This window comes from Nocardia paucivorans NBRC 100373, from assembly GCF_000308675.1.
GTDB classification, from domain to species: domain Bacteria; phylum Actinomycetota; class Actinomycetes; order Mycobacteriales; family Mycobacteriaceae; genus Nocardia; species Nocardia paucivorans.
The window spans coordinates 293,968-313,544 of sequence record NZ_BAGE01000046.1 but is presented as its reverse complement, the minus strand read 5'-3'; the positions used below and the strand labels follow the sequence as shown (position 1 = coordinate 313,544).

Below are 19,577 nucleotides of genomic sequence, written 5' to 3'. Positions count from 1 at the left end.
CCCGATAGCGCGGTATGTCCGTGAGCAGAGGCGTGGTGTGTGGCCGGTCATTCGCTGCCGTTGGTCGTATAACCAACGTAAGGGGGAATCAATGGCAATCACCAGCGTCGATGACGCGTCGGTCACGACCGGTCGGGCAGAGTCAGGGCCGAGTGCGCGGGGCTTTCGTTGACCGTCGGCGCTGAACCGAGTTCGCGGAGCCTGTTGTTGCGTTGTTCGAGATCGCGTGCCGTGCTGGGGAACAATGCGGCACTTCCCGTGCCGACCAGCGCCTGGTTCGCGGTCACGAAGTCGCGCAGGTTGCGTTCGTAGGCGGTGAATGCCGCCGTGTGATCGGGGTATTCGGCCAGTGCGTAGGCAAGCATGTAGGCACCGACCAGGGCGAGACTGGAGCCTTGTCCGGTCAGGAACGACGGTGCGTACGCGGCGTCACCGACGAGTGCGACCCGGCCTCGGGACCACTTCGGCATGCGGATCTGGCCAACCGTGTCGAAGAACAGGTCATCCGCGTCGCGCATGACGTCGATCATGGTGGGGATCTCCCACCCCGCGTCGGCGAATACGTCGGCGACCAGGTCGCGTTGAGCGTCGGGGTTCCGGAGGATGTCGAATGGCGGTTCGGGATGGGTGAAGTTCAACAGCGCGTGTAGTTCACCGTTGTTCTTCGCGGTGTAGAGGGCCGCCCCCCGACCCGGTGTATTCCATACCACGCCTTCGTTGGTGAGCCCGTAGGTGTTGGGCATACCGAATCCGGCGAAGCAGTAGCCGAGATAGTGGTGGAACTGTTGTTCCGGGCCGAACCGGAGCCGGCGGATGCGTGAATGCATACCGTCCGCGCCGAGTACGAGGTCGAAGGTGCGGCAGGTGCCGCTGTCGAAGGTGACGTCGACGCCGTGGTCGTGCTCGGCGAGTGTGGCGATGGAATCGTCGAACAGGAATTCCACCTCGTCGCGGACCGCCGTGTAGAGGGTATTGGCGAGATCACCTCGTGCGAGCTCGAGATCTCCGTCCGAGCCGCCGACGACGATCAGTGGGTCGAGCTCCGCCACCGTACCGCCGTCGGCATCGAGGAAGGTGATCCGTTTCGTGGAGATATGCGCCTCTCGCAGTATCGGTAGCAGCCCCATCCGTCGAACGACCTCTATCGCGGTGCCGCGCACGTCGATGGGGTATCCGCCCGTGCGGGGCGTGCTCGCCCGCTCGACGACGGTGACCTCGAATCCGTAACGGTTCAGCCAGAATGCCGATGCCGGACCCGCGATGCTCGCACCGCAGATCAACACTCTGCGCTTCGCGGTAATGGTCATCTCGAACTCCTCTTCTCGCGAAGTGAACGATGTGCGGGGCCGCATGCGCATTGTTGCGCCCTCAGGTAACTACACTACACCGTGTAGTGTAGAAAGTTAAGATCAGCGCATGTCGACTACGAAGACAGTGCGGGAGGGGTCTGCGTCGAAACGGGCCGCGATCCTTTCGGCGGCCCGTGCGCTGTTCCTCAGCGTGGGTTTCGACCGCACCAGTGTCGATGCGGTCGCGTCCCGTGCGCAGGTGTCGAAGCGGACGATCTACGACTATTTCGGCGACAAACAGGCGCTGGGGCGAGCCGTTGTCGAAGCGACCGCAGAGTCATTGCTCACCACGGTCCGGCGCACCCTGGACGAAACACTGACCGATCTCACCGGAGCCGACCAACTGGAGGACGCCCTGATCGCGTTCTCGATGCGGATCGCGACCGATATGCTCGATTCGGAGGAATACAGCGAGCTGCGGCGACTCGTTCGCAGTGACTCCACCGAACAGTTGCGTCCTGGAAACCCCCTGACCGATGCGCCGGAAGAAGAACTCGGTCGGCGTTTCGCGGCCCTGGCTCGAATGGGCCTGTTGGATATCGCCGATCCGAGACTGGCGGCAGACCACTTCCTCGCTCTCACCTTCGGAGTCGCGCTGAACAGGCTGGGGTTGGCGAACGCGACGGATGACAGCCGGGTCCGACCCCTCATCGTCGAGGGGGTGCGGGCATTTCTCCGGGCGTATCGGTCGGCATGACGAGGCGTTCTGCACTCGAACCGCATGTCGAGTTGTGTGATGCGAGCCTTCCGCGACCATCCGGTCGGTTCCGGTTGGGTTCCGACCGGAACCGACCGGATAGTCGTGGAAGGCCCGCAGGTACTCGGTCGGTTCCCGCTCGTCGGCGAACCTGATTCCGGTTGGGTCGAACCATTCCTCCGGTGTCGGACAGCGCGCGATCATTCCAGGGCTTCACGCACCAGGATCCAGTAGGTCGGATCCGTGATGCAGGTGTCACGCAGCATGGGGGGCGTGGTATGGACATCATGCCGTCGCGATGCATGTCCTTCAATGGCCACCATAGGGCGTCGATATGCGGGATTTCGTCCCATCACGTGGTGCGCCGGGTTTCATCGGTTCGTATTCGGCATTGTTCACCGCGACCGGTCGGTTGTGCACTCGACCGTCAATGGTTCGACGAATCCTGCCGATCGGGAACCGCTGCCGTTTCTCGTACGGCCGCGGCGACGGCGCGGAAATCCTTGCGCAGGATGTGCGAGTGGTTGCTCGCGACCTTTGCGCTGACCTGGATATTCGGGTTGCGGGCGAGTACCGGGTCGAGTGAGGCACGCACCGCTTCCATTTCCGCTTCGCCTCCACCGAGATTGGCGCCCGTGGCCAGGACATAGCGCACTGGGCAGGTCACGCGGTCGAGGACCGGGGCTATGGCGGCGACCAGCTCGTTGATCTCGATATTGACCTCGGCGTGTTCGTCGGCGGACATGTGTGCGGCCAGGCCCAGAGGGCGGACCAGGGGCAGAAGCCACCGCATCCGGCGAAACAGTTTTCGGATACGCTCGCGGCCTTCCTCGCCGGTCAGACCATAGGGCATGGCGCCGTCCACGGCCACCACTCCCACCGCGCGATCGGGATTCCGTTCGGCCCAGTGGGCGGCGAGTGTCGCGCCATAGGACCAGCCGGCCAGGATCGGCCGATCCACTTCCCGTGCTGCGAGGACGGCGTCGATATCGCGCAGGCATGCCTCGAAGGAATAGTCGGCCGACTGCTTCGATCTGCCGCGGGCCCGTTCGTCGTAGGTGATGTGTCGGAAGTCGGGGCCGAGTTCGGCGGTCACTCGCCGCCAGTGCGATTGGTCGGCGTAGGCGCCGTTGAGGTAGATGACCGGACGGCCGGAGCCGCCGGTATCGGTCACGGCCAGTTCGGTGTCGTCCACGGTGACCATGCCGGTCCAGATCGAATCGGCAGTCTTCGGAGTGGGCATTTTCTGAATCTCCTTGCGTGCGGTGGGTGAACTGCGAGACCTGTGGCGGTATGGCGCTTATGGATTCGGTGGGTGGCGCGTAGGGGTCCGGGGATCTCGTCCCGTGGTTCCCGGCGTGGCGACCGCGGCGCCCTTTAGCATTTGGTAATCGCTGAACATCTATGAAGATAGATTGCGTTTATAAATCTGTCAATAAGCAATGTCGGATATATTACCAGTTAACCCGGGATCTCATGGCGTTTATTGCAATCATAATGTTTATGAACGCAATGAGGACCCGGCTCTTCTTTGCAATGAGATTGGGATGAATGCATACTGAACGGCGGGTGCGCGGGCGCTGAGCTTCGCGTATGTCGACAGATGGGAGGCCGGCACCGATGCCTGGAGGCAGGCTCACCGACGCGGATCGGCGGCAGATCGCCGCCGGGCTGGCCGAGGGGCTCGGATACGCGGAAATCGGTAGGCGGTTGGGGCGGCCCGCCTCGACCATCATGCGGGAGGTCACCCGCAATGGCGGGCCCGACGAGTACCGGGCGGACCGAGCGCACAAGGCCACCCGTGAGCGTGCGCGCCGACGCAAGCGCGACCGACCTCCGGTGCCGCCGCTTCCGGGCGACGAATACGGCCGCGATCCCCGGGCGGTTCAGGATATGACGGAATCCTTCACCGAGCTCCTCGTGCGGCAGGGGCTGCCCCGGATGGAGTCCAGGGTGCTGGCCTGCCTGTACTTCGCCGACTCCGGCGCACTCACCGCCGCCGAACTGGTGCAACGGCTTCGAGTCAGTCCCGCGTCGATATCGCACGCCGTCGCGTTTCTCGAACAGCAGGCGATGTTGAGGAGGGAGCGCGTTCCCGGTGAGCGCCGCGAACGCTATGTGATCGATGACGAGATCTGGCTCCGCTCCCTCCTCGAATCCGTGCAGATGAACGACGCCCTGATGGCCGCGTCGCGGCGCGCGGCCGAGGTCCTCGGGCCCGAGACCCCGGCGGGTGCCCGCTTCGAATCCTCCGCCGAACTCCTCGTTTTCATAAGCGAGGCCCTTCGGCAGGCCATGGAACGCTGGCAAAAACACCTGGCCGCCCGGGACACCGGGCGATAGTCACGAGTCCTCGCTATCGGCGCGGTGGCCTCGTCCGGCGAATCCTGTTCTCGGGACGCAGCGGTAGTGCATGCACATGCCTGCCCTGGGGAACTCCGCGCCGATCCCCGGGAGCCGAATCGGGTGGTTCAGCTCTCCCGAATCAGCAGAAACGGCGCGGCGGCATGGCGCGACCAGCGGCCACCGGCGAAGGTGAGCCCGAGGAGTATCCCCGCCTCGAGGGCCCGGAATTCGTCACGAACCCATCGCCACGGGATCGGTCCGGCGGAGCCGTAGGAGACGACGATCGCGGGTTGTCCGTCCCACCAGGAGGGTTCGATACCGACGGTCATGGGCAGTCGTTCGAGCAGGGGAGCGTCGGCGGCGGCCGAAGCGCGGAGCAGATTGACCGCGGTCCCGTCCCCGGCGAACCGCTTCCCGTACCACCGGGGCATACCGCCGAGCGCAATCGCCCGGGGTGCGGCGCCCCGGAGCGGTCGGGGACCGATGAATTCGGCCCGATGGTCGCCGACGGGTTCGTCGCCCGCGGGCAGGGAACCGAACATCGCTTTCAGTTCGGTGAGCGATCGAGGGAGTCGATCGAGGCGATTGTCCGGTGCTTCCAACTGGCGGCTCTTTCGGTCGTGCGGTATGGCGGGCGGTGCATCGGCCGGCCATCGCGGGAATGGTCGGCCCGAACCGCCGCCACCGCCTCATCGTAGAGCTCGGCGAGAGCATCGGCGTCGTCTTGTTCGATCCATACCGTCGCCGTATCCGAACCGAGCGCTATCGCGACATGCGGCATCGTCCGCTCGGTGGATCCTTCCATTTCCCGCCGCCGGTGATGGCACGAACATCTCCGGCCGGCCGGTTACCGGGACTCGACGACCGGTCGGGCCGGAGGATGCCAGACCGTGTGGACACCTGCCGGGCCGACACCTCGATCGATCGCGATCACCAATGCGGCGCAGCCGATTCCCGACAGCACCAGGCTCGACCCGAACAGTGCCGGGTATCCGAGGAGTTCGCCGACCGTCCCGGCGGCGAAGCCCGCCATCCCCTGCACCGTCACGATCGCGCACGCCAGCAAGGTGTAGTCGCTGCCCGCATGGTCGAGGTCGGCGGCATCCATCATGAGGGTGAACACCGCGACGGTCGCGGCGCCGCCGAGGATGTGTTCGGCCAGACTCGCGGTGACGATCAGCTCGAATCCGCCGATCCCCGATGCGGCGAGCAGGTAGAGGGCCAGGGCGACGGTCTGGGTGATGCCTCCGATCAGCAGGGCGCGCCGCCGGCCGTACCGATAGCCCAACCACCCGCCCAGGGCCGCGCCCACGAGCGCGCCGCCGGAGGACAGCACCCCTTTGACCAGGGCTATCTGGCCGAGGGTGAGCCCGGTGTCGGACATGAACGGGCCGACCATCGCCGAGCCCATCGAGTCACCGAATTTGAAGCCGCCGATGAGCAGGATGAACGCGACCATGCCCGGTCGACGCAACCGCTGCCACCATCCGAGCAACAACCGACCCGGATTCGGCGTCGACGCCTTCGACGTGCCGCCGATCGGGGTACGAGGTGACCACCACACCGGGACGGTGGTCAGCAACAGCAGAATCGACATCGCGACGAACAGACTGCGCCACCCCGCGAGCGAGAACAGCCACAGCAACGCCCCACCGCCGACGATCATGCCGATCCGATAGGCGCCGACCTGAATACCGTTGCCCAAACCTCGTTGTCGCGGTCCGAGTAGCTGGACGGCGAGGCCGTCGGTGGCGATGTCCTGCGTCGCGGATACCGCGTTGACCACGGCCACCCCCACCAGCAGCAGGCGTAGTGACGACGCCAGGTCCAGGCAGGCAAGACCGAGCGTTACCGCCGAGGCGGTGAGTTGTAGCGACAGCAACCACTGTCGTCGGGTTCCGTAATGGTCCACATAGGGTGCCCACAGGAATTTGAGGGCCCACGGCGCGAACAGGACCCCGGTGGCGCTGATCTCGATCAGCGAGAAACCGGATTCGCGGAGCACCACCGGCAGGGCCTGGGTGAAGAACCCGTACGGCAGTCCCTGCGCGAAATAGAGCGCACTCAGCAGAACCAGAGTTCCGGCGGGGAGCATGCCGGACCGAGCCATGGTTCTCATGCGGCCATCCTGACAGATCCCGAAGGGCCGCGCCGACCGCGCACGTCGTAGCGGACGTGTGCCTTTCCGCAGGCCGGGCGAGACCACGCGGCCGAGCTCAGTCGGAGGCCGTCAGTGCCACCCGATCCATATCGATATCCACCCCGAGCTCCCGAAGACGGGCCAACACTTGCATTGTGTGGTCCCGCTTGGGCATGTAGTGGCCGCTGTTGTCGGTGAGCAAGGTGATTCTGCCGTCCACGACCTCTATCTCACCCGCCCCGGCCACCGGTCCTCCTGCGAGGAAACTGGAATGCTGGAACACATGTCGCTTCGCGAACAACGAGGCGTACAGGTTTCCGTCGGCATCCATGACGAATATCGCCCTGCGTAGCCGACTCCCGAGCAGGTTGAAATAGCGAGCGTCCCTGGTATCGAAGAGGTTGCCATTCGCATCGTGGAGAAGACCGTCGCGTGCTTCGAGGCGGAACGGTTGCCGCTCCGCCTCGGTGCGCAGGTATCGAACGCCGCTCTCCGAAACCTGTCCGGGGATATCCTCCCCGATATATCCGTCTTGCATTTCGATCGTGTCGAATCGTCGGGTTTCGGGTTCGATCCAGTGCTGGGTATCGGGCTCCCAATATTCGACACCTTCGTCGTCGCTGTCCGTCGACGTCCGGCGAAGATTCATCGTGGGGGTATCGAGCGCAGCGGAAGCGTCTCTGCTGGTATCGATGGTGCGCACGATTCCCGGGTCGAGCGTGTCGCCCATTTCTCGCAATGGACGAGCCGCGGCCTGCGCTGCTCCATCCGTGAGGCGAACCGCGGCCTTGACGACTTCGTCAATTGCCCGAGCCGGGGTCTTGCCCGAGAAATCTTCCGGCTCCACCGTCCACACCTCGCCAGCCGTGAGCCTCGGGCCCGAACCAAAGGTGATTACGAGGCAACGTTACGGCACGCCCGGTGGCGACGCTGGATCTCAGCGTTGCAAAGCGGTCGCGTGCTGCACATGTGACAGCTTCTCGGGATTGCGCACCGCGTAGAAACCGGTGATGAGACCGTTGTCGACGCGCAGTGCCAGCACCGTATCGATCTCGTCGCCCGACCGGAAGATCAGCGCCGGATAGCCGTTGATGTGGACCGGCTGCGGCGACATGGTTCCGATCGAGCCGAGGCCTGCGGCCAGAAGACGGGCCACCTTATCGATACCGGTGACGGGGCGCAACACCGCCCGTTTGATTCCGCCACCATCGCCCAGGAAGACGACATCCGGCGCGAGGATATCCAGCAAGCCTTGCATATCACCGGTCTCGACCGCCCGCTGGAACGCCTCGAGCGCGCCCTGGGTCACGGACCGGGACACCACGCCACGCGGTCGACGCGCGGCGACGTGGGCGCGGGCCCGATGGGCTATCTGGCGGACCGCGGCCGGGGTTTTGTCGACGGCCTCGGCGATCTCGTCGTAGGACAGGTCGAACACCTCGCGGAGCACGAACACCGCCCGTTCGGTGGGGGCGAGCGTCTCCAACACCAGCAGCATCGCCATGGAGACGTTCTCGGCCAGCTCGACGTCCTCGGCCACATCGGGTGTGGTCAGCAGTGGTTCGGGGAGCCAGGGGCCGACATAGGACTCCTTGCGGCGACCGAGTGTGCGCAGGCGACCGAGTGCCTGACGGGTGGCGATACGGACGAGGTAGGCGCGTTGGTCCCGTACCGTGTCGAGGTCGACGTCCACCCAGCGCAACCAGGTCTCCTGCAGTACGTCCTCGGCGTCGGCGGCCGAGCCGAGCATTTCGTAGGCGACGGTGAACAGCAGATTGCGGTGGGTGACGAATGCCTCGGTCGCCGGGTCCGGGCGGTGGTCCGCACTCATGGTCAGGCGTCCGGGGCGGAGAACGGGCAGGTCATGAGCGGCTCCTGTCTCTTCGGATCCGGATATTTCCCATAGGACACCGGCTCACCACATTCTGTGACACCGGACTTCCGTGACGGTTGTCACTCCACGGGTCGATACGGGCATCGGTTCGGGCGACGCCTCGGGCACGCGGGCAGCCATTCGGATCCGGGTGACCGTAATGCCGGCCGTACCCAGGGGCCGGGTGGTTTCATCCGGTCAGTTGTCGGATTCGAGCGAAAGGCCCCGGATATGCCCGTCGACCACATCGCCGGCACCGAGATCGCCGTGGAGGTGGTCAGGCTCGGCACCCATATCGGCGCTCGGATCAATGGGGTCCGGCTGGGCGGTGACCTGGCCCCGGAGACCGTCGCCGCCATCCGCGCGGCACTCCACGAGCACAAGGTGATCTTCTTCCGCGGGCAGCACCACCTGACCGAGGAAGGGCAGTACGAGTTCGCGCGGCTGCTCGGCCGCCCGACCGCTCCGCACCCCACCGTCACCTCGGCGGGAGCGAAGAGCCTGGCCATCGATTCCCACCACGGTCGCTCCAACAGCTGGCATACCGATGTCACCTTCGTCGATCGCGTGCCGAAGGCGTCCATTCTGCGCGCGGTCACACTGCCCGCTTACGGCGGCTCCACCACCTGGGCCTCGACCGTGGCGGCGTACAACTCGCTGCCGGAGCCGTTGAAGCGGTTGGCCGAGGGGCTGCGCGCGCGGCACACCAACCTGTACGACTACGCCGCCACCGCCGAAGACCACGTGGACGAGACCATTCGGGCCTACCGGCGCGAATTCGAATCCACGTATTTCGAAACCGAGCATCCCGTGGTGGAGGTGCACCCGGAGACCGGTGAACGCGCCCTGCTGTTGGGCGGCTTCGTGAAGGAGATCGTGGGCCTGCCCCATAGCGAGTCGCAGGCGCTGCTGCGGTTGTTCCAGGATCGAGTGACCCGTCTGGAACACACCACCCGCTGGAACTGGGCATTGGGTGATGTCGCAGTATGGGACAACCGCGCCACCCAGCACTACGCCGTGGACGACTACGACGGCAGGGAACACCGCAAACTGACCCGCATCACCTTGGCCGGTGAGATTCCCGTCGGTGTCGACGGGGTGCCGAGCACCGTGATCGCGGGCAACGCCGAGCATTACTCGACCGTTGACCCGCCGATTCGGGCGGCCTAGCCTTCCCTGGCGGGCGGCCCGGTCGCCGACCCGTCCGAAGGAGCGAGCCCCATGCCTTCGATCACTTCGCGACGGCTCGCGCGTCCGGTGCGCACGCGCGGTCGAGCGCCCGCCGGCGTCGGCTGACGAGGGGAATGCCGTGGATCTGTGGAGTTATGTCCGAGGACGGGGAGAAGTTCTGGTGTTCCTCACCTACCAGCACGCCTCCCTGGCCTTCCAGACCGTCCTGGTCGGCACCGTGATCGCCGTATTCGTCGCGGTGGCGGTCTATCGGCTACCGCTGTTGTCCGCGCTCACCCTGACCTCGAGCCGGGTCGCGTTGACAATTCCCTCGTTGGCGCTGCTGGCACTGCTGTTGGTTCCGTTCGGTCTGGGTGTGGTTCCGTCGTTTCTCATGTTGGCGTTCTTCGCGGCGCTGCCGGTGACCGGCAATGCGATCGTGGGTCTGCGGTCGGTGCCCGCCTCGGTCGTCGAATCGGCGCGCGGTATCGGTTTCTCCCGATGGCGCATTCTGCTGACCGTCGAACTGCCGATCGCCTGGCCGGTGATCCTCACCGGTATCCGGGTGTCGACCCAGATGATCGTCGGTGTGGCCGCCGTGGTCGCCTATGTGCTGGGGCCGGGCCTCGGATCGTTGATCTTCAACGGTCTTTCCCGGCTCGGCGGGGTGAACGCCCTGGAGATGGCCGTGACGGGCACCGTTCTCATCGTCCTCGTCGCGTTGGTGTTCGACGCGCTTCTCGTCCTCCTCGGACGCCTCACGATCGCGAAGGGACTGTGATGGCCGATACCGTGGCCGGTCGCCCCGAGCCGACGACACCACAACGCACGGTGACCGGTGCGTCCATCACCCTGGATTCGGTCGTCAAACGGTACAAGGGCCAACAACGACCGGCGGTCGAACGACTCGACCTGGAAATCGAGGCGGGCGATATCGTCGCGTTCGTCGGACCGTCCGGCTGCGGTAAGACGACCACCCTCAAAATGATCAACCGGCTGATCGAGCCGACCGAGGGGCGAATCCTCATCGGCGGGCGCGATGTCACCCGGGAACACCCCGACCGGTTGCGGCAATCGATCGGGTATGTCATCCAATCCGGTGGGTTGTTCCCGCACTGGACGGTCGCCCGGAATATCGGGGCCGTTCCGCGCGTGCTCGGATGGGATCGGAAGCGAATCGCCGACCGTGTCGAATATCTGCTCGATCTGGTGGGTCTCGACCCCGACGCCTTCGCCGATCGGCTGCCCAAGGACATGTCCGGGGGCCAGCAGCAGCGGGTCGGTGTCGCCCGCGCGCTCGCGGCGGACCCACCGGTCCTGCTCATGGACGAGCCGTTCGGCGCGGTCGACCCGATCACCCGGGCCCGCCTGCAGGACAGTCTGCTGGCGATCCAGCAGGAACTGGGTAAGACCATCGTGATCGTCACGCACGATTTCGAGGAGGCCACCAAACTCGGCGACAAGGTGCTCATCCTGTCCGAAGGGGGTCATATCGAGCAATACGCGCCACCGGCGGAGATTCTCACCGCACCGGCCACCCCGTTCGTGGAGGAATTCGTGGGTTCCGGCGCGAAACTGGCGTATCTGACCGTATCCCGGGTGCGCGATATCGCCTGCGACGCGGTGACCACCGCCCAGGTCGGCGAGCCGGCGCGTACCGTGATCGAACGCGCCCGGTCCGCCGGGCACACCTGGGTGGTCGTCGTCGACGAGGATGGACGGCCGCGTTCGTGGCCCACCCTCGCGGAGGTGGCCACCAAACCGGAGATCTCCGATTTCCTCGACCGGCGGTTACCCGTCGTCACACGCTCGTCGACCCTCAACGACGCTCTCGATGTCATGCTCGCGACCAGTCAGGGCGCGACCCTCGTCACCGACGGCCGCGGCGCGGTGATCGGCTCACTCGGCATCGGCGCGGTGACCGAGATGATCCGGGACAAACTCGCCGAGACGCGCGACGGAAAGGACACGGTCTCGTACGCGACCCATATCGACGGAACCGATCCGACGCCGACCCCGATCATCGCCGATGACGAACGCGAATCGGGTCGACGGTCATGAGCCGGTTGCGTCGCCTCCCGATCGATGTCTGGTTCGAACCGCTCGTCATCGCCGTCATCGGTATCGGCTACATCCTCTGGTACCGGTCCACCACCTTCACCCCGACGGAACGGGCGGCCCTCGGCTGGGCCAATCTGCGGACCACCATCCTCGATCACCTCGAACTGACCGTGGTGGCCACGGTGATCGTGGTCGCCATTGCGATTCCCCTGGGGATCGCGCTGACCCGCCCCGCATTGCGGCGGCTCGAGCCGCTCGTCGTCAATATCGCCAATATCGGTCAGGCCGCGCCGGCGGTCGGGTTGCTGGTCCTGTTCACCTTCTGGTTGGGCACCGGTTTCCGCACGGCGATCGTGGGTTTGGTCGTGTACGCGGTCCTGCCGATCCTGCAGAACACGATTGTCGGTTTGCGGCAGGTGGACCGGCGCACGATCGAGGCGGCGCGCGGTATCGGCTTCTCCGGCACCCGGACGCTGTTCCAGGTCGAACTGCCGCTCGCGGTGCCGGTGATCCTCAACGGGGTGCGCACCGCCCTGGTGATCCTGGTGGGCACCGCGACATTGAGCACATTCATCGGCGCACCCGGCCTCGGCACGTTGATCACCACCGGTGTCACCCTCTTCCTGCCCAAACTGTTGGTCTCCGGCGCGATCCTGGTCGGGTTGCTGGCGTTGACCATCGATTGGCTCGGTCGGCTCGTCGAGTTGGTCGCGACCCCGCGAGGTGCCGTATGAGCGCGTCCCGGACGCGGATGGTGACCGCGCTCTCCGTATTCGTCACGACAATGGCGATGCTCGTCGGATGCGGTCTGGTGAGTTCGTCGGGGACGTTTCACGATGCGCGGCTGCCCGATGACACACGACCACTGGACGGCGCGAAGCTGGTCGTCACCTCGAAAAGCTTCACCGAGGGCGTACTGCTGGGCAAGATCACCGCGACCTATCTGGCCGCGGCCGGCGCCGCCGTCACGGATCTGACCGGGGCGCCGGGTTCGGCCTCGTCCCGTCAGGCTCAGCTCAACGGTGACGCCGATGTGCTCTGGGAGTACACCGGAACCGGGTGGGTCAACTACCACAACCGAACCGAGACGATCTCGGATCCGCGGGAACTCTGGCAGCGCGTGCACGATATCGAGAAAAGCGAGCACAACCTGGAGTGGCTCGCCCCCGCGAATTTCGACAACACCTACGCGTTCGCCGCGTCCACCCCGACGGCCGAGCGGCTGAAGGTGCGATCCCTGTCCGATGTGGCCGCGCTGCCCGTCGGCGAACGCACCTTCTGCGTGGACGACGAATTCTTCAGTCGATCCGATGGTTTCGTGCCGATGCTGCGGGAATACGGGATCCCCTACAACGACCCCGCCGGTGTGCCGGCCGGCAATGTCACGCGTATGGACGCCGGTGTCGTCTACCCGGCGACGGCGAAAGGGGCCCCCTGCAATTTCGGTATGGTCTACACCACCGACGGACGGATCGAAAACCTGAACCTGATCGTCCTCGACGACGATCGGGAATTCTTCCTGCCCTATAGCGGCACGGCGGTGGTGCGCGGCGAGATCCTGGACCGCTATCCACGACTGCGCCCTCTCCTCGCGACGATTTCCGAGCGCCTCACCGATGAACTGATGCGAGAACTCAACGCCCGCGTCGACATCGACGGGCAGGACCCCGCCGACGTGGCCTACGACTGGCTGAAGAGCGAGCGACTGATCGCCTAGCCGGCCTCGCCCTCCACGATGCCGCCGGGTTTCGAACCTGTTCGAAACCATTGTGGTTCTTGTATGTTGAGCAGTGTGGAGCGTATTTCCGATTTGAGACCGAATGAACCGCACATCGCTCGGATGTACGACTACTACCTCGGGGGCAAGGATCACTACCCGGTGGACGCCGAAGCCGCCGAGAAGGTGCTGGCGGCGATGCCCGATGTGCGTGTGGCCGCTCAGGAGAATCGGAAATTCATCCACCGGGTGACGCGGTATCTCGCCGGCGAGGCCGGTGTCCGCCAGTTCCTCGATATCGGTACGGGCATCCCCACCGAGCCCAACCTGCACCAAATCGCCCAGGAACAGGTGCCCGACGCGCGGGTCGTGTATGTGGACAACGATCCGATCGTGCTCGCCCACGCCCGTGCCCTCATGGTCGGCACCCCCGAAGGTCGCACCGACTACATCCAGGCCGACGCGACCCGACCGGAGGAAATCCTCGAGGCAGCCCGCCGCACCCTCGACTTCGACGAACCGGTCGCACTGTCGATGATCGCCCTGCTGAACTTCGTTCCGGGAGCATACGAGGTCACCGCCACCCTGCTGGACGCGCTGGCGCCGGGTTCCTATCTGGCGATAACGCATTTGACCGGCGATTTCGATCCCGAGGGAGTCGCGGCGACGGAGGCCGTGTACCGGGAGCGCGGACTGTACTGCCAACCCCGTCCCAGGGACGAGATCGCCCGGTTCTTCGACGGACTGGACCTGCTCGAACCCGGTGTCGTGCCCATCCACCGGTGGCGGGCCCCGATCGAGCCGCCGAGGTCGATGGACGCGAAGGTCCCCGGCTACGCGGCCGTCGCGCGGAAGCCCTGACCCGGCCGGGCTACTTCGGGAACGTCGGGACGGTGGCCTGTAGGACGGCCTCGGTGAGTGCCTGCCGGCGCAGCTCGGTGATCTCCTGATAGCCGGGATCGGCGACCATACGGGAGAACGCCTCCCGGCTCGGATAGCGCACGAGCAGCACGGCGTCCCAGGCCTGGCCGTCCTCGGCCACCAATGCGGTGGAACCCTCCCCGGAGTAGAGCACCTCGCCGCCGTACCGCTCCAGGAAAGGGGCCGCGGCACGGGTGTATTCCCGGTATGCCTGCTTCCCGTCGGGGGCGAACCGCAAGAGGTTGAGCATGACGACCGGCCCGCCGGGATCGTCGGCGAGTAACTGCTTCAGGTCTTGTCCGGTGGGATCGATGGCCATCTGTCACCTCTCTGGCCTAGGGGCGGATATGCCCATCCTATGATCCCGGCCACCGTTCCCGGTCATCGCCGGGGTCGGCGGTGCGTCCGGTTTGACGGGGTCCGCCGCGGCGGACCAGACTCGGCCGTCGGGAGGATGGTGTATGGGTTCAACGCTTTTCGCGGTCGCCTTACCGCTCGCACTCGGCATCGTGATGTTCGGGCTCGGGCTCACCCTGACGGTCGCCGATTTCGTCCGTGTGGCGAAGTATCCGAAACTCACCCTCCTCGCCCTGGTGTGTCAGCTGCTCGTTCTGCCGGTGATCTGTTTCGGGTTGGTTCGGCTGTTCGGGCTCGACGGTGTTCTCGCCGTCGGGATGATGCTGCTCGTCGCCTCTCCCGGTGGTACCTCCGCGAATCTGTTCAGTCATATCGCCGGCGGCAATGTGGCGCTGAACATCACCCTCACCGCGGTCAACTCGGTGCTCGCGGTGTTCACCCTGCCCGTGGTGGTGGGTGTGTCGAGCGCGGTCTTCCTCGACGACGGCGCCACGATCGGGCTGCAACCGGCGAAAGTCGTGCAGGTGTTCGCCGTCGTCCTGGTGCCGGTGGCGGCGGGTATGACGGTGCGATGGCGGTTTCCCGACTGGGCGGCCCGCCGACAGTCGACGGTGAAGATCGCCGCCGCGGTGGTGTTGGTGCTGGTCGTGGTGGCGGCGCTGGTCTCCGAATTCGACACCGTCACCGGTCATATCGGTGAGTTGGGGGTGCTCGCCCTACTACTGTGCGTATGCAGTCTGCTGGTCGGCTATCTGGTGCCGCGGGCGTTCGGGGTGGTGCGCGAGGACGCGATCGCCGCCGGGATGGAGATCGGCGTGCACAATGCGGCGCTGGCGATCACCATCGCCACCACCGTGCTCGACAACGAGACGATGGCCGTGCCCGCGGGTCTGTACGGATTCCTGATGAACATTCCGGCCGCGATCGCGGCCTTCCTGTTCGCCCGGACCCGACGCGGCGCACCCGCGCTCACGGCCTGATCGGGCCGGGCTCAGACGCGACGCATCACCGAGACGACCTTGCCGAGCACCACCGCGCGATCACCATCGATGACCTCGTAGGCGGGGTTGCGCGGCTCCAGATAGACGTGACCGTTGCGGCGACGGTAGACCTTCACCGTGGCCTCCCCGTCCAGCATGGCGGCCACGATCTCACCCGAATGTGCCTCGGGCTGCTGTCTGATCACCACGATATCGCCGTCGCAGATGGCGGCGTCGACCATCGAATCACCGCGCACCCGCAGGCCGAACAGGATGCCACGGCCGACGAGATCGCGCGGCAGGGTGAGCACGTCGTCGAGGTGTTCCTCGGCGAGGATGGGGGCACCGGCCGCGATATCACCCACCACCGGGACCGCGACCGCATCGGTTTCGGGTCGCCGGGTTTCGGCCGCGTGCAGGAACAGTCGCACATCCATCGGCCGGGACACCCCTGGGCCCCGGCGCAGGAATCCGCGCTCCTCCAGGCTTTTCAGATGTTTGGACACCGTGGCGGACGAACGCAATCCCACCGCGTCGGCGATCTGCCGGTTGCTCGGCGCATAACCGTGGCGGACCACCCAATCCTGAATAGTGGCCAGGATGCGTCGCTGACGCGGCGGCAGCGTCGAGGTGTCGAGGTGGTCGAATTCGGTCACCGGGGAATCCTATGCATGGGTACCGTCACGGTCGAAGACGACGGCGTTGTCCGGACGATCCGGCAAAGCGGTGTACCGGGCAGCGACGAATCGTGGTCGGCCGGTTGGAAGCCGTTCGGTGGCGAGGAGAGTTTCTTCCGGGTCGATCGGTCACACAGGGCTGCTATTGGCTTGCCCTCATGGTGGGTTTGTTCGAATCGCTCCTATTCTTGGCCTCGTGCCCAACCTTTGCCGGGGAACGGTTACTGCTGAGCTTCTACGGCGTGTCAACGCCGTTGTCGACGGGGTGAGTCGTATGCATTATCGAAGCACCGACGCGATAGCCAGAGAGATGCGCCAGGGATGGAACACATTGGTGGGTGGCGATCTGGTCAATGCCCGACAGATGCGCGTCCCCGAGACTCCCGTCTACCGCGAGCCCTACTGGGAGATTGCCAGAAAATACCCCGGGAAAGAGTTCGAGTCTCCTGTGCAAGGGCATACAGCGGACGTCCCGTCGCGGGTTGCGGACGTACTCGAAACGCTTCTCCATACCCGAAAGAAGGCTCTGTGGACGAACTACGACCACAGGCTTTGGCAGCAGGGCTATCGGAAATTCGAGCCATGGCTGGGCCGAGAGGGTCCCCTCGCGCCATTGAACGAGTACTACGGCCTGAACTGTGGGGAGATGATCGGTTATGCGGCGGCCATGGCCGGCGCGTTGAACAAACATCAACTATGCGACCTGTTCGAACCGGTGCGGCGCCCGGACGGTACGAGAAGCGATGAAAACGCCGAGGCATGGGGCCATCGCATAGCGGACCGGTTGATCCCGGGGGAGCGTCACCATTACACCGGGAAACCGTCCGATCCACGGCCGCAACGCGGCGATATTGTCATATGGAACGCAAGTGCCGACCACATCACAATGGCCACCGGCCGTACGGGGAAGGATGGCTCCCCTGAGGTGTATTCCTTCTGGAATGTGCCGAAAAACCCGTTGACCTGGGACGAGAATACTCAGTCGTATGCCGCGGTGTCGGATGCCGTGCAGGAGACAACCATCGATGAATTGACGAAGGCCATGTACGACATGCGGGATAAGGACGGCAATCCCGTGTTCGAGAGTTCGACGAAGTTCGACGTCATCTTCGGACGCGGCCCCTGGTGAGCCGACTTCACGGGTTGTGGGCGAGGATGTCCGCTTCGAACACCGACCGATGGAGACCGGGGCGATAGTACGAATAGAGGGAGGCGCTATGTTCCAGTTCGGCGAACTCGAGATTCCGCTGATCGCTGCCCCGATGGCGGGGGGTCCCTCGACTCCGGACCTGGTCGTGCACGTCTGCGAAGCGGGAGGGTTGGGGTTCCTGGCCGCCGGATACAAGACCCCGGCGGCATTGGACGCCCAGATCCGCGAGGTAGGCACGCGTACGGACAGGCCGTTCGGTGTGAACGTCTTCGTTCCCCAGGAGAATTCCTGGGATCTGCGCGTCGTCGAGGAATACCGGTCGCGGTTGCGCGAAACCACCCAGCGGTACGGGGTCGAACCACCGCCGATCCGCGAACGCGATGACGATTGGTTCGCCGAGAAGATAGCGCTGCTGGTCGAGCACCGCGTACCGGTGGTATCGCTGACCTTCGGTCTGCCACCGGCGGAGACGATCCACAGGCTCCACGACGCCGGTTGCGCGGTGGTCGCGACCGTGACCGCTCCCGAGGAGGCCCATGCCGCGGTGGACGCCCGGGTCGACGCGCTGTGTGTGCAGGGACCGGACGCGGGCGGGCATCGCGCCACATTCCGGGTGGAGGACGAACCGGGCACGACGCCGCTGCCCGAGTTGCTCGGCGAGATCGTCCCGTGGTCTCCGGTGCCGGTGATAGCGGCCGGTGGGATCGGCACCGGAAGACAGATCGTCGAAGCGCTCGCATACGGGGCGGTGGCGGTCCAGCTCGGCACCGTATTCCTCCGCACCCCCGAATCCGGGGCGAAGCGGGCGCACAAGGACGCGCTCGGCGACCCGCGATACACCCGTACGGTGGTGACGCGGGCCTTCTCCGGGCGACCCGCCCGAGGATTGGCGAACACTTTCATCGAGACCTACGACCGTTCGGCGCCCGCGGCGTATCCGCAGGTGCACCATCTCACGAGTCCGCTGCGCGCGGCGGCCGCCGAGCAGGGGAACGCCGAGGATATGGCATTGTGGGCCGGTACCACGTTCCGTCACGCGGTACCGGATTCGGCCGCGTCGATCGTGCGGCGGCTGTGGGAAGAGGCGCGCGCTTGACCATGGTCGGCGGGAGCATCACGTGCCGACCGTGTGGGGGTGCGGAACTGCCTGCGGTATGCGGTCGGTGAAAGTCCGGTCTCGGCGGCGAGACGGGCACGCAGGTTCGCGGGCGTGCCCAGGCCGCTGGCCGACGCGACCTGCTCGACCGACAGGGTGGTGGTTTCCAGGAGTCGACGCGCGTGCGCGAGCCGTATCGAGGACAACCATTCCAATGGGGTATGGCCGAGTTCCGCGCGGAACCTACGATGCAGGGTGGCCGGGCTCATCGCGGCCCGCCGTGCGATGTCCTTCACGGTGAGGGGTTCGGTCGCGTGGTGTTCGGCCCAGGCCAAGGCCGTGTCCAGCGATGATCCGTCGCCGCGCGGCACCGGGCGTTCGATGAACTGTCGTTGACCGCCGGGCCGGTGGGCTGCGAAAACGAGGCGGCGGGCCACGGTCGTCGCGATATCGGCGCCGTGGTCTCGGCCCACGATATACAGGGCGAGGTCGAGCGCGGCGGCGCTGCCCGCCGAGGTGAGGATATCGCCGTCGTCGACGAACAGGACTTCTTCGTCCACCACGACGTCGGGGAAGCGGCGGCGGAATTCGTCGGCCCACTGCCAGTGAAGTGTCGCCCGGCGCCCGGACAGGACACCGGCCTCGGCGAGGGTGAAGGCGCCGCTGCACATGCCGACGAGACGCGCGCCGCGGTCGTGGGCGCGGGCGATCGCGGTCAGTACCGCCGGATGGTGCGGGACGGCGGTATCGGGGCGGTTCGGCACGATGACGGTATCGGCCTCGTCGAGGGCATCCAGGCCCGCTATTCCGGTCATGGTGAAGAAGTTCTGCCGCATCCGCACACCCGTTTTCCGGGCGCAGAGCCGGAAGTCGTACAGCATTCCACCGGCTTCGGGGCGGTCGATACCGAACACCTCGGTGATGCACGCCAGCTCGAACGGGTTCGAACCCTCGTCGACGAGCGCCACCATGCGGTGGCGCCGGGGGTGCGAGGATTCTTTCGACATATGCTATTTATCGCACTGTCGAAGATGGGTGGGCAA

General features: G+C 65.6%; 20 protein-coding genes. 11 read left to right on the top strand and 9 right to left on the bottom strand.

Annotation, left to right across the window (positions count from 1 at the left end):
* Window positions 1–122: 122 nt before the first annotated feature.
* Window positions 123–1,307, bottom strand: coding sequence for an FAD-dependent monooxygenase (locus ON32_RS17230; RefSeq protein WP_040791909.1), 1,185 nt, complete (start codon window positions 1,305–1,307; stop codon window positions 123–125).
* A gap of 109 nt (window positions 1,308–1,416) precedes the next feature.
* Here ON32_RS17230 and ON32_RS17225 point away from each other — a divergent pair, with 109 nt between their 5' ends.
* Window positions 1,417–2,046 carry a TetR/AcrR family transcriptional regulator gene (locus tag ON32_RS17225; RefSeq protein WP_040791908.1) on the top strand — a complete coding sequence of 210 codons (630 nt, stop codon included), beginning with the start codon at window positions 1,417–1,419 and terminating at the stop codon, window positions 2,044–2,046.
* A 427-nt stretch (window positions 2,047–2,473) separates the two neighbouring features.
* On the opposite strand, the gene ON32_RS17220 is transcribed toward ON32_RS17225, so the two are convergent.
* Window positions 2,474–3,289, bottom strand: a complete 816-nt coding sequence (locus tag ON32_RS17220; RefSeq protein ID WP_040791907.1) for an alpha/beta fold hydrolase — start codon at window positions 3,287–3,289, stop codon at window positions 2,474–2,476.
* Window positions 3,290–3,666: 377 nt separating this feature from the next.
* Between ON32_RS17220 and ON32_RS17215 the strand changes: the two genes are divergently transcribed.
* Complete coding sequence (locus tag ON32_RS17215) at window positions 3,667–4,389, top strand: GbsR/MarR family transcriptional regulator (RefSeq protein ID WP_040791906.1); 723 nt, start codon at window positions 3,667–3,669, stop codon at window positions 4,387–4,389.
* A 128-nt stretch (window positions 4,390–4,517) separates the two neighbouring features.
* Here the strand turns inward: ON32_RS17215 and ON32_RS17210 are convergent, their stop codons facing one another.
* The 4 genes from ON32_RS17210 to ON32_RS17190 form a co-directional block, all read right to left on the bottom strand.
* Complete coding sequence (locus ON32_RS17210; protein ID WP_040791905.1) at window positions 4,518–4,994, bottom strand: hypothetical protein; 477 nt, start codon at window positions 4,992–4,994, stop codon at window positions 4,518–4,520.
* Window positions 4,995–5,239: 245 nt separating this feature from the next.
* A complete protein-coding gene (locus tag ON32_RS17200; RefSeq protein WP_051133346.1) occupies window positions 5,240–6,511 on the bottom strand; it encodes an MFS transporter in 1,272 nt (423 codons plus the stop codon).
* Between the two features lie 97 nt (window positions 6,512–6,608).
* Window positions 6,609–7,379 (bottom strand): IQM protein middle domain-containing protein, encoded by a 771-nt coding sequence (locus tag ON32_RS17195; RefSeq protein ID WP_157224217.1) that lies wholly within the window; start codon window positions 7,377–7,379, stop codon window positions 6,609–6,611.
* 90 nt (window positions 7,380–7,469) lie between these two features.
* Entirely contained in the window at window positions 7,470–8,363 is an 894-nt protein-coding gene (locus tag ON32_RS17190) for an RNA polymerase sigma-70 factor (RefSeq protein WP_051133345.1), read from the bottom strand.
* A gap of 273 nt (window positions 8,364–8,636) precedes the next feature.
* Here ON32_RS17190 and ON32_RS17185 point away from each other — a divergent pair, with 273 nt between their 5' ends.
* The 6 genes from ON32_RS17185 (at window position 8,637) to ON32_RS17160 (ending at window position 14,214) form a co-directional block, all read left to right on the top strand.
* Window positions 8,637–9,575 carry a TauD/TfdA dioxygenase family protein gene (locus ON32_RS17185; RefSeq protein WP_040791901.1) on the top strand — a complete coding sequence of 313 codons (939 nt, stop codon included), beginning with the start codon at window positions 8,637–8,639 and terminating at the stop codon, window positions 9,573–9,575.
* Window positions 9,576–9,714: 139 nt separating this feature from the next.
* A complete protein-coding gene (locus ON32_RS17180; RefSeq protein WP_040791900.1) occupies window positions 9,715–10,356 on the top strand; it encodes an ABC transporter permease in 642 nt (213 codons plus the stop codon).
* Window positions 10,356–11,636: an ABC transporter ATP-binding protein gene (locus ON32_RS17175; RefSeq protein ID WP_051133344.1), complete on the top strand. Its 1,281-nt coding sequence runs from the start codon at window positions 10,356–10,358 to the stop codon at window positions 11,634–11,636. Before ON32_RS17180 ends, ON32_RS17175 begins: the two co-directional genes overlap by 1 nt.
* Window positions 11,633–12,370: an ABC transporter permease gene (locus ON32_RS17170; protein WP_040791899.1), complete on the top strand. Its 738-nt coding sequence runs from the start codon at window positions 11,633–11,635 to the stop codon at window positions 12,368–12,370. Before ON32_RS17175 ends, ON32_RS17170 begins: the two co-directional genes overlap by 4 nt.
* Window positions 12,367–13,353: a glycine betaine ABC transporter substrate-binding protein gene (locus ON32_RS17165; protein ID WP_040791898.1), complete on the top strand. Its 987-nt coding sequence runs from the start codon at window positions 12,367–12,369 to the stop codon at window positions 13,351–13,353. The genes ON32_RS17170 and ON32_RS17165 overlap by 4 nt, the downstream gene beginning before the upstream one ends.
* 93 nt (window positions 13,354–13,446) lie before the next feature.
* On the top strand, window positions 13,447–14,214 hold the full coding sequence (locus ON32_RS17160; RefSeq protein WP_245551110.1) for an SAM-dependent methyltransferase: 768 nt from the start codon (window positions 13,447–13,449) through the stop codon (window positions 14,212–14,214).
* Window positions 14,215–14,224: 10 nt separating this feature from the next.
* On the opposite strand, the gene ON32_RS17155 is transcribed toward ON32_RS17160, so the two are convergent.
* A complete protein-coding gene (locus ON32_RS17155; protein ID WP_040791897.1) occupies window positions 14,225–14,593 on the bottom strand; it encodes a DUF1330 domain-containing protein in 369 nt (122 codons plus the stop codon).
* 142 nt (window positions 14,594–14,735) lie between these two features.
* Here ON32_RS17155 and ON32_RS17150 point away from each other — a divergent pair, with 142 nt between their 5' ends.
* Window positions 14,736–15,611, top strand: coding sequence for a bile acid:sodium symporter family protein (locus ON32_RS17150; protein ID WP_040791896.1), 876 nt, complete (start codon window positions 14,736–14,738; stop codon window positions 15,609–15,611).
* An 11-nt stretch (window positions 15,612–15,622) separates the two neighbouring features.
* On the opposite strand, the gene lexA is transcribed toward ON32_RS17150, so the two are convergent.
* Complete coding sequence (lexA, locus tag ON32_RS17145) at window positions 15,623–16,267, bottom strand: transcriptional repressor LexA (RefSeq protein WP_040791895.1); 645 nt, start codon at window positions 16,265–16,267, stop codon at window positions 15,623–15,625.
* Window positions 16,268–16,622: 355 nt separating this feature from the next.
* Between lexA and ON32_RS17140 the strand changes: the two genes are divergently transcribed.
* Complete coding sequence (locus ON32_RS17140) at window positions 16,623–17,417, top strand: hypothetical protein (protein WP_157224216.1); 795 nt, start codon at window positions 16,623–16,625, stop codon at window positions 17,415–17,417.
* An 88-nt stretch (window positions 17,418–17,505) separates the two neighbouring features.
* Window positions 17,506–18,534, top strand: coding sequence for an NAD(P)H-dependent flavin oxidoreductase (locus ON32_RS17135; protein ID WP_040791893.1), 1,029 nt, complete (start codon window positions 17,506–17,508; stop codon window positions 18,532–18,534).
* Here the strand turns inward: ON32_RS17135 and ON32_RS17130 are convergent.
* Complete coding sequence (locus ON32_RS17130; RefSeq protein ID WP_085995211.1) at window positions 18,471–19,541, bottom strand: GlxA family transcriptional regulator; 1,071 nt, start codon at window positions 19,539–19,541, stop codon at window positions 18,471–18,473. The two genes, ON32_RS17135 and ON32_RS17130, sit on opposite strands and share 64 nt — an antisense overlap.
* Between the last annotated feature and the right edge of the window lie 36 nt (window positions 19,542–19,577).

Coding starts and splice junctions, on each gene's coding strand:
- ON32_RS17150 (WP_040791896.1), top strand. CDS start 14,736: ATGGGTTCAACGCTTTTCGCGGTCGCCTTACCGCTCGCACTCGGCATC.
- ON32_RS17230 (WP_040791909.1), bottom strand. CDS start 1,307: ATGACCATTACCGCGAAGCGCAGAGTGTTGATCTGCGGTGCGAGCATC.
- ON32_RS17135 (WP_040791893.1), top strand. CDS start 17,506: ATGTTCCAGTTCGGCGAACTCGAGATTCCGCTGATCGCTGCCCCGATG.
- ON32_RS17190 (WP_051133345.1), bottom strand. CDS start 8,363: ATGAGTGCGGACCACCGCCCGGACCCGGCGACCGAGGCATTCGTCACC.
- ON32_RS17170 (WP_040791899.1), top strand. CDS start 11,633: ATGAGCCGGTTGCGTCGCCTCCCGATCGATGTCTGGTTCGAACCGCTC.
- ON32_RS17175 (WP_051133344.1), top strand. CDS start 10,356: ATGGCCGATACCGTGGCCGGTCGCCCCGAGCCGACGACACCACAACGC.
- ON32_RS17130 (WP_085995211.1), bottom strand. CDS start 19,541: ATGTCGAAAGAATCCTCGCACCCCCGGCGCCACCGCATGGTGGCGCTC.
- ON32_RS17225 (WP_040791908.1), top strand. CDS start 1,417: ATGTCGACTACGAAGACAGTGCGGGAGGGGTCTGCGTCGAAACGGGCC.
- ON32_RS17200 (WP_051133346.1), bottom strand. CDS start 6,511: ATGAGAACCATGGCTCGGTCCGGCATGCTCCCCGCCGGAACTCTGGTT.
- ON32_RS17185 (WP_040791901.1), top strand. CDS start 8,637: ATGCCCGTCGACCACATCGCCGGCACCGAGATCGCCGTGGAGGTGGTC.
- ON32_RS17165 (WP_040791898.1), top strand. CDS start 12,367: ATGAGCGCGTCCCGGACGCGGATGGTGACCGCGCTCTCCGTATTCGTC.
- ON32_RS17220 (WP_040791907.1), bottom strand. CDS start 3,289: ATGCCCACTCCGAAGACTGCCGATTCGATCTGGACCGGCATGGTCACC.
- ON32_RS17215 (WP_040791906.1), top strand. CDS start 3,667: ATGCCTGGAGGCAGGCTCACCGACGCGGATCGGCGGCAGATCGCCGCC.
- ON32_RS17155 (WP_040791897.1), bottom strand. CDS start 14,593: ATGGCCATCGATCCCACCGGACAAGACCTGAAGCAGTTACTCGCCGAC.